Source organism: Armatimonadota bacterium, assembly GCA_031459715.1.
Lineage (GTDB): Bacteria > Sysuimicrobiota > Sysuimicrobiia > Sysuimicrobiales > Humicultoraceae > Humicultor > Humicultor tengchongensis.
The window spans coordinates 67,051-83,285 of record JAVKIA010000005.1 but is presented as its reverse complement, the minus strand read 5'-3'; the positions used below and the strand labels follow the sequence as shown (position 1 = coordinate 83,285).

General features: G+C 70.8%; 13 protein-coding genes. All 13 read left to right on the top strand.

The genetic code is table 11. From position 1 onward, the window contains the following. Positions 1-80: 80 nt before the first annotated feature. The 13 genes from QN152_03665 to QN152_03605 all read left to right on the top strand — a co-directional run bounded on the left by QN152_03665 (position 81) and on the right by QN152_03605 (position 16,232). Positions 81-974 (top strand): PfkB family carbohydrate kinase, encoded by an 894-nt coding sequence (locus tag QN152_03665; protein MDR7538611.1) that lies wholly within the window; start codon positions 81-83, stop codon positions 972-974. Then, complete coding sequence (locus tag QN152_03660) at positions 971-1,897, top strand: pseudouridine-5'-phosphate glycosidase (GenBank protein ID MDR7538610.1); 927 nt, start codon at positions 971-973, stop codon at positions 1,895-1,897. The genes QN152_03665 and QN152_03660 overlap by 4 nt, the downstream gene beginning before the upstream one ends. A gap of 14 nt (positions 1,898-1,911) precedes the next feature. Further along, the gene (locus tag QN152_03655; protein MDR7538609.1) at positions 1,912-2,670 is read left to right on the top strand and encodes a DUF4115 domain-containing protein; all 759 of its coding nucleotides are present in this window, start codon (positions 1,912-1,914) and stop codon (positions 2,668-2,670) included. A 2-nt stretch (positions 2,671-2,672) separates the two neighbouring features. Then, on the top strand, positions 2,673-3,908 hold the full coding sequence (locus QN152_03650; protein ID MDR7538608.1) for a competence/damage-inducible protein A: 1,236 nt from the start codon (positions 2,673-2,675) through the stop codon (positions 3,906-3,908). A gap of 3 nt (positions 3,909-3,911) precedes the next feature. Next, positions 3,912-4,535 (top strand): RNA 2',3'-cyclic phosphodiesterase, encoded by a 624-nt coding sequence (thpR, locus tag QN152_03645; protein ID MDR7538607.1) that lies wholly within the window; start codon positions 3,912-3,914, stop codon positions 4,533-4,535. Positions 4,536-4,687: 152 nt separating this feature from the next. After that, on the top strand, positions 4,688-5,788 hold the full coding sequence (recA, locus tag QN152_03640; GenBank protein ID MDR7538606.1) for a recombinase RecA: 1,101 nt from the start codon (positions 4,688-4,690) through the stop codon (positions 5,786-5,788). Then, on the top strand, positions 5,789-6,442 hold the full coding sequence (locus QN152_03635) for a RecX family transcriptional regulator (GenBank protein MDR7538605.1): 654 nt from the start codon (positions 5,789-5,791) through the stop codon (positions 6,440-6,442). Then, on the top strand, positions 6,442-9,486 hold the full coding sequence (locus tag QN152_03630) for an ATP-dependent DNA helicase (GenBank protein MDR7538604.1): 3,045 nt from the start codon (positions 6,442-6,444) through the stop codon (positions 9,484-9,486). The genes QN152_03635 and QN152_03630 overlap by 1 nt, the downstream gene beginning before the upstream one ends. An 11-nt stretch (positions 9,487-9,497) precedes the next feature. Next, positions 9,498-10,604, top strand: a complete 1,107-nt coding sequence (locus tag QN152_03625; GenBank protein ID MDR7538603.1) for a DNA repair exonuclease — start codon at positions 9,498-9,500, stop codon at positions 10,602-10,604. Continuing rightward, positions 10,604-12,823 (top strand): AAA family ATPase, encoded by a 2,220-nt coding sequence (locus tag QN152_03620; GenBank protein ID MDR7538602.1) that lies wholly within the window; start codon positions 10,604-10,606, stop codon positions 12,821-12,823. Before QN152_03625 ends, QN152_03620 begins: the two co-directional genes overlap by 1 nt. 240 nt (positions 12,824-13,063) lie before the next feature. Then, positions 13,064-14,569: a ribonuclease Y gene (rny, locus tag QN152_03615; GenBank protein MDR7538601.1), complete on the top strand. Its 1,506-nt coding sequence runs from the start codon at positions 13,064-13,066 to the stop codon at positions 14,567-14,569. Between the two features lie 6 nt (positions 14,570-14,575). Further along, positions 14,576-15,379, top strand: coding sequence for a TIGR00282 family metallophosphoesterase (locus QN152_03610; protein MDR7538600.1), 804 nt, complete (start codon positions 14,576-14,578; stop codon positions 15,377-15,379). Continuing rightward, entirely contained in the window at positions 15,369-16,232 is an 864-nt protein-coding gene (locus QN152_03605) for a PHP domain-containing protein (GenBank protein ID MDR7538599.1), read from the top strand. The genes QN152_03610 and QN152_03605 overlap by 11 nt, the downstream gene beginning before the upstream one ends. The last annotated feature ends 3 nt before the right edge of the window (positions 16,233-16,235 follow it).

Genomic DNA, 16,235 nt, shown 5'->3' with positions numbered 1-16,235 from the left:
CACGGGCCGGCGCGCATGGAGTCTACCGCGCGGGATTTGCCCGGGGTGGAGTGAGGAATCTCCGCGGGGCGGACGGTTTCGTGCCCGGGGTGCTGGTGGCCGGCGGCGCCAACGTCGATGTGAAGGTGCAGGCTGGCGGGCCGATCGGAGAGGGGATCTCTACCCCAGGACGGGTGCGCGTGGTGCCGGGAGGGGTGGCGCGGAACGTGGCTGAGGTGCTGGCGCGGCTTGGGGCGCGGGTGCAATTGGCGTCCGTGGTCGGCGCCGACGCCTGGGGTGCCTGGCTGATCGCCCGCACCGCCGCCGCCGGGGTGGATGTCTCGGCGGTCGTCTGCAGGCGGGGACGGACCGGCATCTACGTGACCGTGGAGGGGTGTGGCGTCGCCGACACCGGCGTCGTGGAAGCCGCCCCACCATCGGTCTGGCGTCACCTCCCCCTGGAGGATGCCGACCTGGTGGTCCTGGACGCAAACCCCGCTCCGAGGGTGCTGCGGGATCTGGCCCGGCGGGCGCGTCGCCTGGCCCTGGTGGGGACCTCCCCGGCAAAGGTCGTCCGTCTGAGGTCGCTGTTGCCGCGCACATGGCTGCTCTGCCTAACCGAGGCCGAAGCGTGCGCCCTTCTTGGAGCAGGTGCGGGGCACCCGCGGGAGGCGGCGGACTTGGCTCGTGCGGTGCAGGTGGAGGGGCCGCAGGCCGTGCTGATCACCCTGGGGCAGGGGGGACTGGGCCTGCTGAGGGATGACTGGACCATGACGCCGGCCTACCCGGCACGGGTGGTGAATGCCACGGGAGCCGGCGACACGGCGGCGGGGGTCGTCCTCTTCGGCCTGCTCACCGGCTGGACACCCCGTCGCCTCCTCCCGCGCGCGGCGCTGGCCGCGGCCCTGACGGTGAGGATATGGGGGAATGTGCACCCGGGAGTGGGAACTGTACTTGTCGGAGCGAGACGAGGTTCTGGAGGGAGGCGGGCATGATGGTGCACAGCCCGTTTGACGTCAGTGACGAGATCCAGGTGGCGCTGGGCCTGGGGGGCGCGGTGGTAGCCCTGGAGTCCGCGGTGATCACCCACGGTCTCCCCGCCCCGGCCAACCTGGAGGCGGCCGTACGCGTGGAGCGCGCCGTCCGGGCCCACGGGGCGGTTCCGGCAATGGTGGCGCTCATCGGCGGGCGCGTGCGCGTGGGGTTGAGGCAGGACGACCTGGCCCATCTGGCGGTGCACGGGGTGGTCAAGGTGGGGCGGCGCGACCTGGCCGTGGCCATGGCCCGGCAGGCCAGCGGCGGGACGACGGTATCTGCCACGCTGGCGGTGGCCCACGCCCTGGGCCTGCGCGTGCAGGCTACCGGCGGGATCGGCGGGGTGCACGCGGGCGCGGCGCACACCTGGGACGTCTCTGCCGATCTGGACGAGCTCAGCCGCCGTCCCCTGGTCCTGGTGTGCTCGGGCGCCAAGGCTATCTGCGACATCGCCGCTACCCTCGAGGCGTTGGAGACCCGGGGGGTGACGGTGCTCGGCTACCGCACCACCCGCTTTCCGTCGTTCTATGTCGCCGACAGTGGTCACCCGGTGCCCTGGTCGGCGGATTCGGTGGACGAGATCGCTGCCATCGCCCGGGCCAGGGAGCGCCTGGGGGAGACGAGCGCCCTGCTGGTGGCCAATCCTCCGCCGGCCCCGTGGGCGCTGCCGGCGGAGGAGGTGGCCGATGCCGTGGCCCGGGCGACGGCCCGGGCGGAGGCCGAGGGCATCCGCGGCGGAGAGCTCACTCCCTACCTGCTGCATGAGGTGGACCGTCTGACCGGGGGGCGCGCTGTCGAAGCCAACCTGGCCCTCCTGGAGGCCAACGCGGCACTGGCGGCAGAGATCGCCGTGGCGTTGACAGAGGAAAGGCTTCCCGCGTAGGCAAACACTAGGGCGTGCAGGCTCCTTCAGGATTTGGAGAGACCTTCCGCCGCGCGCGCGAGGCGCGCCGCCTCTCGCTGGCCGATGCCGAGCGGATAACCAAGATCCGCGCGGCGTACCTGGCCGCGCTGGAGGAGGAGCGCCTGAACATCCTGCCCCCTCCGCCGTACAGCAAGGGCTTCGTTCGTGCCTACGCCCGGCTGCTGGGGCTGGATGCGGAGCGCCTGCTGGCCGAGGTCTCCGGACGGCTTCCTCCGCCTTCCCCGGATCTGACCGGCCCCGGGGAGGTCCCGCTGGAGCCCGCGCGGCCCATGCCTCGATGGCGCCGTGTCGCTGCGCTGCTGCTGTGGGCAGCCCTGCTCTTTGGTCTCTACGCCGCCTACGTGGGCTACACGCAGCTGCGGGAGTTCTCCCGGCCGGTGCCCACCGCAGGACCGGAACCCTCTCCGCTCCAGGCGTCTCCTGTTCCGGCCACCGTCCCACCGTCGCCGGCTCCCGTGAAGAGCCCGCCTCCGCCCGCCGCCGGCATCACCCTGGTGCTGTCCACAACCGGGAGGTCCTGGCTCAGGGTCGCCGCCGACGGGCAGCGGGTCTTTCAGGGCATTCTCGAGGCGGGCGAGACCCGCACCTGGAGCGCGATGCGTGACCTCTCCGTCCGCATCGGCAATGCCGCCGCCGTTCAGCTCTCCGTAAACGGACGACCGCTGGGGCCACTGGGGCGGCCCGGGCAGGTGGTGGAGCTGCGCTTCCCCCGTCCCCCTGAGGAGCCCTGACCGTGCGCGCGGAGGTCATCTCCGTGGGGACGGAGCTGCTGCTGGGGCAGGTCACCGACACCAACGCCGTACGCCTGGCGCAGGTGCTGGCGGAAGCCGGCGTCGACCTGTTCTTCAAGCAGACGGTGGGCGACAACCTCTCCCGCATCCAGGAGGCGGTGCGCCTGGCCCTCTCCCGTGCCGACCTGGTGCTGATGACCGGCGGCCTAGGGCCGACCGAAGACGACCTGACGGTGGAGGCGGTGGCCGGCGCGCTGGGGCTGCCTCTATACCGGGAAGAGTCGGTGGCGGAGCAGATCCGCGCGTTCTTCGCCGCGCGCCACCGAGCAGCCCCCGCCTCGGTGTACAAACAGGCGCTGGTCCCTGCGGGCGCGCAGGTGATCCCCAACCGCCGCGGCACAGCGCCCGGAGTGGTCATCTCCCATGCCGGCACCACGGTGGTCATCATGCCGGGGGTGCCGGCAGAGATGGAAGGCATGGTGCAGGACTTTCTCATCCCCTGGCTGCGGGTCCGCACGGGAGGGGTGGTCATCCGTTCCCGTGTGCTGAAGGTAACGGGGCTGGGGGAGTCCGCGGTGGAGGAGCAGATCCGCGACCTCCTGCACATGGAGACCCCCACAATTGCGCCCTACGCCAAGCTGGGCGAAGTGCACCTGCGGCTCACCGCCAAGGGACCCCCCGACAAGGTGCAGCGTGCGCTGGCCGCCGGGGAGGCCGCGGTGCGGGCGCGCCTGGGCGATCTGGTCTTCGCCGCCGACGGCGAGTCGCTGGAAGAGGTCACCGGCCGCCTGCTGCTGGAGACGGGGAAGACCCTGGCGGTGGCCGAGTCGTGCACCGGAGGGTTGATCGGCGACCGCCTGACCGACGTCCCGGGGAGTTCCGCCTACTTCCTCCACGCGGTGGTGGCCTACAGCAATGCGGCGAAGGTGGCGCTCCTGGGGGTGGCGCCCGACCTGCTGGAGCGCCACGGGGCAGTGAGCGCGCCGGTGGCCCTGGCCATGGCTCGCGGGGTACAGCAGCAGGCTGGCAGCGACCTCGCCCTGGGCATAACGGGGATTGCCGGGCCGACGGGAGGCAGTGCGCAAAAGCCGGTGGGCCTCGTTTACTGCGCCCTGGTCGATCGGGAGCAGGAGACGGTGCAGGAGTGGCGCTTTGGAGCGGAGGCGGGCCGTCGCGGCATCAAGTACCTGGCCAGCCAGGCCGCCCTGAACCTGCTGCGGCTCCACCTGTTGCGATAGCGCATGCGGCAGCAAAGGACGAAAGGTCTTCGGCACCGCATCTTCATCGCCGTGGAGCTGGCCGCGGACCTGCGGGAGCGGATCGACGCGCTGGAGCGGGACCTGGAGCGGGCCGGAGCGCGGCTGCGGTGGATCTCCCCGGAGAACCTCCACTTTACGGTGCGCTTCCTCGGTGAGATCACACCTGCACAGCTGGCCCAGGTCAGGCTGGCCACGCGAGAGGCGGCGGCCGCAGCACAGCCTTTCCGCCTCACCCTCCATGGCATCGGCGCCTTTCCCTCCCTGCAGCGGCCGCAGGTGGTCTGGGTCGGGGTGCGAGAGGGGAGCGAGGCACTCGCCGCCCTCTCGTCGCGTCTGGACGCAACCCTGGCGCGCCACCACTTCCCCCCCGAACAGCGACCCTTCGTAGCCCACCTCACCCTGGCACGCGTCCGCGACCGCCGGGTGTGGGGAGACCTGGTGCGGGCGGTAAGCGGCTTCCGCGAGGCCGCTGTGGGTACCCAGGAGGTGCGCTTCCTCGCCGTCATGGAGAGTCACCTCCGTCCCGGGGGCGCCAGGTACACCCGGGTGGAGGAGGTTCCGCTGGGGCCGGCCTTGAACTCTCCAGGGGTGGACCGCAAGATATAGGGGAGGAACACGGCCGAGGGCGCAGGACCTGGTAGTGTCCTGATACCAAGGTTAACACTGGAGCTATCGGCGGTCCGGGGACGTTTTGCGGGGTTGACAGGCGAACATTTGTTTGGTAACGTGGCGCCACCGGAGCGGGGGGAGGCAGAGCAATGAATGAGCGCCAGCGGGCTCTGGAACTTGCACTGACCCAGATCGAGAAGCAGTTCGGCAAGGGGTCAATCATGAAACTGGGGGAGGCCTCGGCGAAGCTGCAGGTCGAGGTCATCCCCACAGGATCGGTGGCGCTGGATGCGGCCCTGGGGGTGGGCGGCGTCCCCCGCGGCCGGGTGGTGGAGGTCTATGGACCGGAGGCCTCCGGCAAGACCACCCTGGGATACCACATCATCGCGGAGGCGCAGCGCGAGGGCGGGGTGGCGGCCTTCATCGACGCGGAGCACGCGCTGGACCCCAACTATGCCCGGGCGGTGGGGGTAGACGTAGACAGCCTGCTCCTCTCCCAGCCCGACAGCGGCGAGCAGGCGCTGGAGATCGCAGAGATGCTGGTGCGCAGCGGTGCCGTGGACGTCATCGTCATCGACTCCGTGGCCGCCCTCGTCCCCCGGGCGGAGCTGGAGGGCGAGATGGGCGATGCCCATGTGGGGCTGCAGGCCCGGCTGATGTCCCAGGCCCTGCGCAAGCTCGTGGGCACCATCAGCAAGTCCCGCACCACGGTCATCTTCATCAACCAGATCCGGGAAAAGATCGGCGTGATGTGGGGGTCGCCGGAGACCACCACCGGGGGGCGGGCATTGAAGTTTTACGCCTCAGTGCGCATGGAGATCCGGCGTACCGAGAACATCAAGAGCGGGGAAGAGGTCAAGGGCATGCGGGCGCGGATCAAGGTAGTGAAGAACAAGCTGGCCCCTCCGTTCCGCGATGCCGAGGTAGACATCTTCTACGGCAAGGGCATCTCCCGGGCCGGGAGCCTGCTGGATACCGCGCACGCCCTCAACCTGATCACCCGGAGCGGGACCTGGTTCGCCTACGGCGACATCCGCCTGGGGCAGGGTCGGGACAACGCGCGCGACTTCCTGGAGAACAACCCGGAGCTGGCGCGGGAGATCGAGGCGCGGGTGCGGGAGAGTCTGGGCCTGCCACGGCGGCCCCCGCGCGAGGCGGGAGACGGCCGGCGGGAAGAGGTTCCCGTCAGGCCGGAGGTCAAGCGGGAGGTCGTCGCGGCCAAGGAGGCGGCAGTCAGGGCCAAGGCGTAGATGCCACTCGTCGCGCGCATCCGGCCGGCCGGCCGGCAAGGGGTTCTACGTGCGGTTATCCTGGCCGACGGACGGCGCTTCCTCCTGGAGGCAGATCAGGTGGCCGCCGCGGGACTCTTCCCGGAGATGGCGGTCGACGAGGGATTGCTGGTCCGCCTCGCCGTCCTTGAGGAGCGGGTGCGCGCCCGCCGGGCGGCCCTGCTTCTGTTGCGATACCGCCCGCGCAGCCGGGCCGAAGTCGCCACCCGCCTGAGGCAGCGGGGGTTTTCCCCATCGGCCATCGACGGCGTCGTCGCCGAGCTGGCTGCGCAAGGCCTGCTGGATGACGCCCGCTTCGCCCGGGCCTGGGCGGAGCACCGGGCCCTGGGCCAGAGCGGACCAGCACGGGCGCGGGCGGAGTTGCGCCGTAAAGGCGTTGATCCAACCGTCGCCGACGAGGCCGTGCGAGAGGTCTTTGCGGCTCAGGAGGCTGATCTGGCGGCGGCCCTCGCGGAGCGCCACCTCCGCCGCCTGAGCGGCCTGCCGGTGGAGGTGCGCCTGCGCCGCCTTGCCGGCCTGCTGCGCCGCCGCGGGTTCTCCGGAGGCGTGATCACCCTCCTGTTGCGCCGCCATGGCGGGAACAGGATCGAGATTTCAGGAGAGCTATCGGACTGATGCAGGAGGAGGCACCCGGCCGCTACTCCCCGGGCGCCCAGCTGGCGCTGGAGCTTGGAGCCGCGCCCGGAGACGATGGACCGGGCACCGACGCCGTCGACCGCATCCTCGAGGGGTTAAGCGAGGAGCAGCGGGCAGCCGTGACGCACGAGGAAGGCCCCCTGCTCATCGTGGCCGGTGCGGGGACGGGGAAGACCGCGGTGATTACGCGCCGCATCGCTTGGCTGATCGCCACCAGGCGCGCCCGCCCCGACGAGATCCTGGCCCTGACCTTCACCGACAAGGCGGCGGCCGAGATGGAGGAGCGGGTGGACCTGCTGGTGCCCTACGGGTACACCGACATCACCATCTGCACCTTCCACGCCTTCGGCGACCGCATCCTGCGGGAACATGCCCTGGAGCTGGGGCTGACGCCAGACTTTCGCGTCCTCTCGCGCGCGGAGCAGGTGATCTTCCTGAAGGAGCGGCTCTTCGACCTGCCGCTGGACTACTACCGCCCGCTGGGCGATCCCACGCGGTACGTGGAGGCCCTGATCGCCCTCTTCAGCCGGGCCAAGGACGAGGACGTCAGCCCCGAGGAGTACCGGGCCTATGCTGAGGGCTTGGCCGCCGCCAGCAGGGCGGAGCCCGAGAACGCGGAGCTGCGCGACGCCGCGGCCCAGCAGGCCGAACTGGCCCAGGCGTACCAGACCTACCAGGCCTTGCTGGCGAAGCACGGCCTGGTCGATTTCGGCGACCAGATCGTCCTCCCGCTGCGCCTTTTCCGGCAGCGGTCGGCCATTCTCCGGCAGTACCAGGAACGGTTCAGGTACATCCTGGTGGACGAGTTCCAGGACACCAACTACGCGCAGTTCCAGCTGGTGCAGCTGCTGGCGGCGGGGCACGGAAACATCACCGTGGTGGGGGACGACGATCAGTCCATCTTCAAGTTCCGAGGCGCCTCCATCAGCAACATCCTGGGCTTCACCGCCGCCTACCCTTACGCCAGGCTCATCGTCCTCACCCGGAACTACCGATCACCCCAGTCGGTGCTGGACGCGGCCTACCGGCTCATCCGGCACAACGACCCTGACCGACTGGAGGTGCGTAACCGCATCGACAAGCGCCTCCTGTCCGTAAACGGCAGCGGTCCGCAGGTGACCCACCTGCACTTCGACACCCTGAGCAGCGAGGCGGACGGTGTGGCCGGGATCATCGCCGAGCGGGTGGCCTCCGGCGCGTACCGCTACCGGGACTTCGCCATTCTCGTGCGCAGCAACAGCGACGCCGATCCGTTCCTCCGCGCCCTGAACATGCGTGCCCTGCCCTACCGCTTCACCGGGAGCCGCGGCCTGTACAACCGGGAAGAGATCCGCCTGGCCATCGCCTTCCTCCGTGCCCTGGCCAACCCGCAGGACAACTTGAGCCTGTACTACCTGGGGGTCTCACCCCTGTACCTGCTGGACCCCACCGATCTGGCCAAGGCGCTGGCCTACGCCCACCGGAAAAATCGGACGCTGGAGTACGTCTTCCGCAGGCTGCAGCACCATCCCGACCTGGCGGAGGAGCTCTCCGCAGAGACCCGCGCCGCCCTGAGCCGTCTGCTGGACGACCTGGAGGAGATGCGCCGCCTGATGACGGACCACTCCACCGGGCGGGTGCTCTACACCTACTTGGTCAGCCGTACCGGGTACATCCGGCGTCTGGCCACCTCCGGCCGGCCTGGCGACGAGGCCCAGGTGCAGAACCTGGCCCGCTTCTTCGACATCGTGGCCCGCTACGGGGAGATCGCCGCCTACGACCGCGTCCCGGAGTTTGTCCGCCATCTGGACGACCTGATCGCCGCGGGCGACGACCCTCCCGTGGCCGAGGCCGACCCTGAGGCCGACGCGGTCAGCGTGCTCACCGTGCACAAGGCGAAGGGCCTGGAGTTCCCGGTGGTCTTCATCGTCTCCTGCGTCTCCCAGCGGTTCCCCACGCAGAACCGGGGCGAGCCCATCCCGCTGCCCGACCCTCTGGTCAAGGACCTGCTGCCCTCCGGCGACTTTCACCTGCAGGAGGAACGGCGCCTGTTCTACGTGGGGATGACCCGGGCCCGGCAGGAGCTCTTTCTCACCAGCGCCCGCGACTATGGCGGGGCGCGGCCGCGCAAGGTGAGCCGGTTCGTCCTGGAAGCGCTGGACCGGCCAGCGCCCGACGGGGCCCAGTTCCGCGCCTCCGCGGTGGAGACGATCCACCGGCACGCGCCACCGGCAGAGGGGCAGCAAACGCTGTCCGGGGTGGCCCCGCAGGACCAGCCCGTCGTCCTCTCGTTTCGCCAGGTGGACGACTACGCCACCTGCCCCCTGAAGTACAAGTACACCCATATCCTGCGCGTCCCTCTGCTGCGCGACCACCGCGTGGTCTACGGCACCGCCATTCACGAGGCGGTGCGGGAGTACAACCGGCGGCGGGCGCGTGGTCAACCCGTCACCTACGGCGACCTGCTGGCCACCTTCGAGCGGGCCTGGGTGAACGAGGGGTTCATCAGCCGAGAGCACGAGGACCAGCGGATGGAGGAAGGCCGGCAGGTCCTGCGGCAGTTCCTGGACTTCCAGGACCACCTGGGGCTGCGCCCTGCCTTCGTCGAGGCGCCGTTCTCCTTCCAGGTGGGGATGACCCGGGTGAAGGGCCGCTGGGACCGCGTTGACCTGCGGGGCGGTGAGCCGGTAGTCATCGACTTCAAGACCAGCGACGTGCGCCGCCAGGCGGAGGCCGACCGGCGGGCGCGGGAGAGTCTGCAGTTGGCGGTGTACGCCCTGGCCTACCGGGAGGTCTACGGGCAGCTGCCAGCGCGCCTGGAGCTGCACTTCCTCGGCCCGCACCAGGTGCTGGTGGGGACAGCGCACCCGGAGGAAGGGATGCTGGACGACGCCCGGGAGGTGATCGAGCACGTGGCCCGGGGCCTGCGCGCGCAGCACTTCATCGCCACGCCGGACTACTACCGGGCCTGCCGCTACTGCGCCTTCAACTCCATCTGCCCCTACACGGCTACGGGAGACCCGGTCCTCCCGGAGCCGGCCTGAGGAGGCGGTCGGTGATCTCCCTGCTGCACACCGCAGACGTCCACCTGGGGATGGGGTTCCCCGGTCTGGGAGCGCACGGACGGGAGCACCGCGAGCAGCTGCGGCGGACCTTCGCCCGCATCGTGGATCTGGCGCTGCAGCAGCGGGTCGACCTGCTGCTTGTCGCCGGCGACCTGTTCGACTCCCAGCGGCAAAGCGAGGCCACGCTGGCCTTCGTCCGAGAGCAGTTCCTCCGGCTGCGGGACGGCGGCATCCGCGTGGTCCTGCTGGCCGGCAACCACGACCCCCTGGGAGAGGAGAGCGTGTGGAGCCGGGCGCGGTTTGAGGCCACCTGCGACAACGTGACGCTCTTTGGGGCACAGCCGCAGACCCTGATCCTCCCGGACCTGGACCTGACCGTGATCGGCCAGTCGGTGGGACCCGATGGGCCGCAGCCTCTGCGCGGCTGGCCACAGGAGCGGACCACGCAGTTCGCCGTGGGCCTGGCGCATGGCAGCGCCTACCGCGAGGGCGTGGTGGAGGCGGGAACAATCCACCCCGCGGACGTGCGGCGGCTCGGACTGGACTACCTCGCTCTCGGCGACTGGCACTCCACCCAGGCGGTCACCGGACCGCCCACTCCCGCCTGGTATGCGGGCGCACCCGAGTTCCTGGCCATGGATCAGGAGGCGGGGCAGGTCCTGCTGGTGACCATCCCCCAACCTGGCCAGGCACAGGTGCGCCCGGTGCGCGTGGGCCGCCGGAGCTACCGGCGGGTGGAGGTGGACATCACCGGCCTGGACCCCGATCGGGTGCGTGCAGCAGCTATGGGCGCGGCTGGACCGGACGTGGTGCTGGACGTGGTGCTGACGGGGATGGCGCCACCCCATCGACTACCCCAGGTGCGGGATCTGGAGGAGGCCCTGCAGGAGGCGTGCTTTCGCGCCCGGGTGCGCAACCAGGTCACGGTCTGGCTGGAAGAGGAGGCCCTGGAGGCCTTCCCCGAGCGCACCCTGGTCGGACGGTACATCCGGCTGATGCGGGAGCGGGCCGCGACCGCGCCACCGCAGGAGCGGCCGATCCTGGAAGAGGCGCTACAGGTAGGGGTGGCGATGCTGCTTGGCGCCGAGGAGCCGTAGTGCGCCTGCTGGCGCTGCACATCCACCACTTCCGCCGGTTCCAGGAAGCTGTCTACGTCTTCGACCCCCGCCTCAACGTCCTGGTGGGGCCCAATGAGGCGGGGAAGTCCACGGTGCGCCAGGCCATCCTCACGGCCTTCTTCGTCAATCCGGCGACCACGGCCAGGCGGGTGGAGAGCTGGCGCCCCTGGGGCAGCGAGAGCCTGGGAGCCATCACCCTGGAGTTCGAGGCAGAGGGGAGGCGTTTTGAGCTGCGCAAGGACTTCGAGCACCGCCGCGCGCAGCTGCGGGATCTGCACCAGGGGCGGACCTGGGAGGGAGCGCGGGCGCAGGAACGGATGCTGCAGGCCCTGGGCCTCTCCACGGAGGCGCTGTACCGGTCCACAGCGATGGTGGAGCAGGCGGAGATTGCAAGCTTGCGGGTCGGGGCTGCCGACATCGGGGCCCGCCTCTCCCGCGTCGTCCAGGCCGGCCCCGGAGATGCGGAGGCGGGTGCCGTGCTCAGGCGGCTGGAGAGGGAGCTCACCGAGCTGGAGCGGGGGCTGGACCGGCCGGTGAAGAACCCGGGGGTGATCCGCCGCCTGCAGGAGGAGGTGGAAGGGCTCCAGGCGCAGCAGGCCGAGCTGCAGCGGCGCATCACCCGCCTCGACGCGCAGCGGGAGGAGCTTAAGCGGCTCCGCGGCGAGGCCGAGGCGGCCGCGCGGGAGCTGCGGGACCGGGAGGCCTTGCTGCAGGCGAACCGCGACGTCATGGCCCTGCAGGCGCAGCTCGATCCGCTCCGCGCCCGGGAGGGTGCCCTGGCGGAACGGGTCGCGGCCATTGAGAAAGGCTACCTCCGCCTCCAGGAGCTGGGGCGTGACCTGGAGATCCTGCAAAGCCGCGGCGTCCCCGATGACTCCTCCATCGCCCGGCTGCACACGGCCGCAGGCGCCGTACAGAGCCAGCGGCAGGAGGTGCAGCGGCGGCAGGTGGAGCTGCGGGCCGCGCAGGAGGCTATGGACGCGCTGGCATCAACGCCGGCTGTGCCGCGGGGTGTCGGGGTGCTGCCAGGCCTCCTGCTACTGGCGGGAGCTGTGGCGGCGGCACTGGGGGCGGCACGGGTCTTCACGGTCCCGGTGGCGGTCCTTCTGGTGGCCATCCTGGCGGGGGGAGCGGCGCTCCTTGGTGTCGCCCGCCAGCGCAGGGCGGGGGAGCTGCGCCGGGAACGGGAGGCCGCGGCCGCACGCGTGGAGGAGGTGGAGCGGGGGCTGCGCGCGGCCCGACACACCCTGGCAGAACAGGAGGAGACGCTGCGCACCGTCCTGGCGGCCACAGGGAGCGCTACGCCCGAGCAGGCGGAGCAGCGGCAGGCACAGATGCGCCAGCTCTTCCAGGAGCAGGCGGCGGTGCGCACCATGGTAGAGGCGCTTCTGGGCGGCCGGACGCTGGAGGACCTGCGGGAAGAGCTCGGCCGGGTGCGCGCGGACATTGCCGGGCGGGAGGTCGTTCTGCAGCGGCCCGAAGTGGCGGCCAAGCGGCTCGGCCCCCTGCAGGTACAGCAGCTCGAGCACCAGGTGAGCGACCTGACCCGGCGGGTGCACGCGCTGCAGGCGCGGCGAGAGCACCTGGAGCGGGAAGCGGCAGAAGGGACACCGGACTACGAGGGGCTAATGGTGGTCGAGGAGCAGCTGGCGGAGCGCCGGGAGGCGCTGGAGGCGGCGCGGCGCAGGGCCCGCGTCTGGCGGGCGGCGAAGGACGGGCTGCAGACGGCGCGCCAGCAGGCTCTCATCCCGGCGAGGCGGCTGGTGGAGGAGCGGGCGGGGGAGTACCTCAGCCTGCTCACGCTGGGGGCCTACGACAGAGTGCGGATCGAGGAGCCTCCGCTGCGGGTGTGGGTCTGGGTGCCTCAGGCAGGCGCCTGGCTGGAGCCGGCCGAGCCCTCTCTGTCACGGGGGACTGCGGACCAGGCCTACCTGGCCGTGCGCCTGGCTCTGGTTGAGGTGCTCGCGGAGGGCAGCCATCCCCCGCTGCTCCTGGATGACCCGTTCGGGACATTCGACCAGGACCGGCTGCGGGCGGCGATGGCTCTGCTGCGGCGGATCAGCGAGTCCCACCAGGTACTGCTCTTCACCTGCCGGCAGGAGTATGAGCCTTTTGCCGACCGGGTCATCGCCGTTGCGGAGGAGGCGCCACCACAATTGCCCGGTCCCCTCTGGCAGCCGCCCCCGCCAGCCCACTGAGGCACGCGGGGAAGGGGCCATATGGCCATTCCTTGACGCCTAAATCCCACGAGGACTAGAATACTAAGAAGCGCTCTGCGCTCATTTCCGCTCGATCGGCAGGTGATGCGCGCGGCGTTCTGAGCAGGTACAGCAGCCGTCGCCCGGTGCGGGCGGCGTCATAGGCCCGGGCACCCTGGCGGGTGCCCGGCGAGGAGGTGACCACCCATCGACCCCCTGGTCGTCGGCATCGTCATTGCGGTGGGTGCGGTCGCGTTCCTCCTTGGATTCCTCCTGCGTAAGAGCGTCGCCGAGGCGCGGATTCAGTCCGCCGAAGCTGCCGCCAAGAAGATTCTGGAGGAGGCGGCCCGCGAGGCTGAGGCCCGGAAGCGGGAGGCCCTGGTTGAGGCCAAGGACGAGGCGTTCCGAATCAAGCGCGAGGCCGAGCGCGAGATCCGCGAACAGCGGGCCGAGCTGCAGCGCCTCGAGCGGCGTCTGGTACAGCGTGAGGAGAACCTCGAGCGCAAGGGAGAGCTCCAGGAGAAGCGCGAGAGACTGATCGCCCAGAAAGAGCAGGAGGTCCAGAAGGCACGCGAAGAGGTCGAGGCGCTCCGCCAGCAGCAGCGGCAGGAACTGGAACGCATCAGCGGGCTGACCGCAGAACAGGCCCGCGAGCAGCTCCTGCGGCAGGTATCTGAGGAAGCCAAGAGCGACGCGGCCGCCCTGGTGAAGAAAATCGAGTCTGCGGCCCGCGAAGAGGCCGAGCGCAGGGCCCGGGAGATTGTGGCCCTGGCCGTGCAGCGGGTTGCCGCCGACCACACGGCCGAGGTGACCGTCTCCGTGGTCCCCCTGCCCAACGAGGAGATGAAGGGGCGGGTCATCGGCCGGGAGGGGCGGAACATCCGCGCCCTGGAGAGCCTCACCGGCGTGGACGTGATCATCGACGACACGCCGGAGGCCGTCACCCTCTCTTCCTTCGATCCGGTGCGCCGCGAGGTGGCCCGTCTGGCCCTGGAGAAGTTGATCGCCGACGGGCGTATCCACCCGGCTCGGATCGAGGAGATGGTGGAGAAGGCCCAGCGGGAGCTGGAGCAGCGCATCCGGGAGGAGGGGGAGCGGGCGGCCTTTGAGGCCGGCGTGCACGGCCTGCATCCCGAGGAGATCAAGCTGCTGGGGCGGTTGAAGTTCCGCCACTCCTACGGGCAGAACCTCCTGCAGCACTCCGTGGAGGTGGCGCTGCTGGCCGGGCTGCTGGCCACCTACCTGGATGCAGACCCCGTCCTGGCCCGCCGTGCCGGGTTGCTCCACGACATCGGCAAGGCCCTCACCCACGAGGTGGACGGCACGCACAGCACCATCGGGGTGGACGTCTGCCGCCGCTACCACGAGCCCCCGGAAGTGATCAACGCCATCGAGTACCACCACGGCGACGCCGAGCCCAGCCGGGTGGAGTCCATCCTGGTGGCCGCAGCCGACGCCATCTCCGCCAGCCGCCCCGGGGCCCGCAAGGAGACCGTGGAGATGTACATCAAGCGGCTGGAGAGCCTTGAACGCCTGGCCACCTCTTTCCCGGGGGTGGACAAGGCTTACGCCATCCAGGCGGGGAGGGAGATCCGCGTGCTGGTCAAGCCTCAGGAGGTGGACGATCTCTCCGCCGCCGCGCTGGCGCGGGACCTGGCCCGGAAGATCGAGAGCGACCTGGAGTACCCGGGCCAGATTAAGGTGACCGTGCTGCGCGAGACGCGGGCCATCGAGTACGCGCGGTAGGGCCGGGTGAGGATCCTGATGATCGGCGATGTCTGCGGCCGCCCGGGGCGGCGCATCCTCAAGGCGCTGCTCCCCGGATTGCGCCGTGAGTACGGCGCCGCCCTGGTCATCGCCAACGGGGAGAACGCCGCAGGGGGAGTGGGGATCACCAGGGAAACCGCCGAGGAGATCCTGGCTGCCGGCGTGGACGTCATCACCGGCGGAAACCACACCTGGCAGAAGCGTGAGGCCGTCCCCCTGCTGGATGCGCACCCCCGGCTGCTGCGGCCGGCCAACTACCCGCCGGGGGCGCCCGGGCGCGGTGCGCTCACCGTGGAGTGCCCCCAGGGTCCGGTGGCCGTCCTCAACCTGCAGGGGCGGGTCTTCATGGGGGAGCTGGACGACCCCTTCCGCGTGGGAGCCGAGTTGACGGAGGAGCTGCGCAAGACCACTCCGGTGATCATCGTGGACTTCCACGCGGAGGCCACCTCGGAGAAGGTGGCCCTGGGCTGGTACCTGGACGGCAGGGTGAGCGCCGTGCTGGGGACGCACACCCACGTGCAGACCGCCGATGAGCGCATCCTACCCCGAGGGACGGCCTTCATCACCGACGTGGGGATGACCGGGCCGCGGGACGGGGTCATCGGGATGGAGCGACGGGCCATCCTGGAGCACTTCCTGACCGGTTTGCCCACACGGTTTGGCGTGGCCCGCGGCGCGGTGCAGCTCTGCGGCGTGGCCCTGGAGGTCGATGCCGACGGCCGCGCGCAGAGCATCACCCGCATCCACCTCCTGCGCGACGAGGCCGGGGCGACGGGCGATGCGCATTGACCTGCACACCCACACCGTGGCCTCCGACGGCCTGCTCACCGCCACGCAGCTGGTCGGCCTGGCGCGGCGGTGGGGAGTGGGGATCCTGGCCGTGGCCGACCACGACTCCACGGAGAGCGTGGAGGAGGCGGTGCGGGCGGGGAGAGAGGTCGGGATCGAGGTAATCCCGGCGGTGGAGCTGAACACCGACGTCCCGCAGACAGAGGTGCACATCCTGGGCTACTTCATCGACCACCGGCTGGAATGGCTGCAGGCCCTGCTGCGGCGGCTTCGGGAGGGTCGGCTGCACCGGGCGCAGCGCATGGTGGAGAAACTGGCCGCTCTGGGTGCCCCCATCCGCCTGGAGCGGGTCCTGGCGCTGGCCGGCGGAGGGGCGGTGGGCCGGCCACACGTGGCCCGCGCCCTGGTGGAGGCGGGGCACGTCAGCGAGACCGCGGAGGCATTCGCCAGGTACATCGGGCGAAATGGCCCGGCATACGTGGAGCGGTTGAAGGTGGCCCCGGCGCAGGCGGTGGAGATCATCCGCCGCGCCGGGGGGGTGGCCGTGCTGGCCCACCCCGGCTGGCTGGGGGACGAGACCATGGTGGAGGAGCTACTGAGTGCAGGGCTGGAGGGAATCGAGGCCTACTATCCGGACCACACCCCGGCGATGGTGGAGCGCTACCTGCAGATCGCCCGCAGCCGCGGCCTGCTGGTGACCGGGGGGACGGACTTTCACGGCGGGGACCTGGCCACCCGCCTCCCTCCGGGCAGCCAGTACGTGCCCCCGGAGGCCGTCGACCGCCTGCGGGAGCGGGCCCGCGGACGGCGCCCCGCCGCGGATGCCCCCGCGCTGGAGCTGGCCGAGGAATAGGGC

What these genes read in the sequence shown, in the direction of transcription:
- QN152_03660 (MDR7538610.1), top strand. Translation starts at nt 971, where the DNA reads ATGATGGTGCACAGCCCGTTTGACGTCAGTGACGAGATCCAGGTGGCG.
- thpR (MDR7538607.1), top strand. Translation starts at nt 3,912, where the DNA reads ATGCGGCAGCAAAGGACGAAAGGTCTTCGGCACCGCATCTTCATCGCC.
- recA (MDR7538606.1), top strand. Translation starts at nt 4,688, where the DNA reads ATGAATGAGCGCCAGCGGGCTCTGGAACTTGCACTGACCCAGATCGAG.
- QN152_03635 (MDR7538605.1), top strand. Translation starts at nt 5,789, where the DNA reads ATGCCACTCGTCGCGCGCATCCGGCCGGCCGGCCGGCAAGGGGTTCTA.
- QN152_03630 (MDR7538604.1), top strand. Translation starts at nt 6,442, where the DNA reads ATGCAGGAGGAGGCACCCGGCCGCTACTCCCCGGGCGCCCAGCTGGCG.
- QN152_03605 (MDR7538599.1), top strand. Translation starts at nt 15,369, where the DNA reads ATGCGCATTGACCTGCACACCCACACCGTGGCCTCCGACGGCCTGCTC.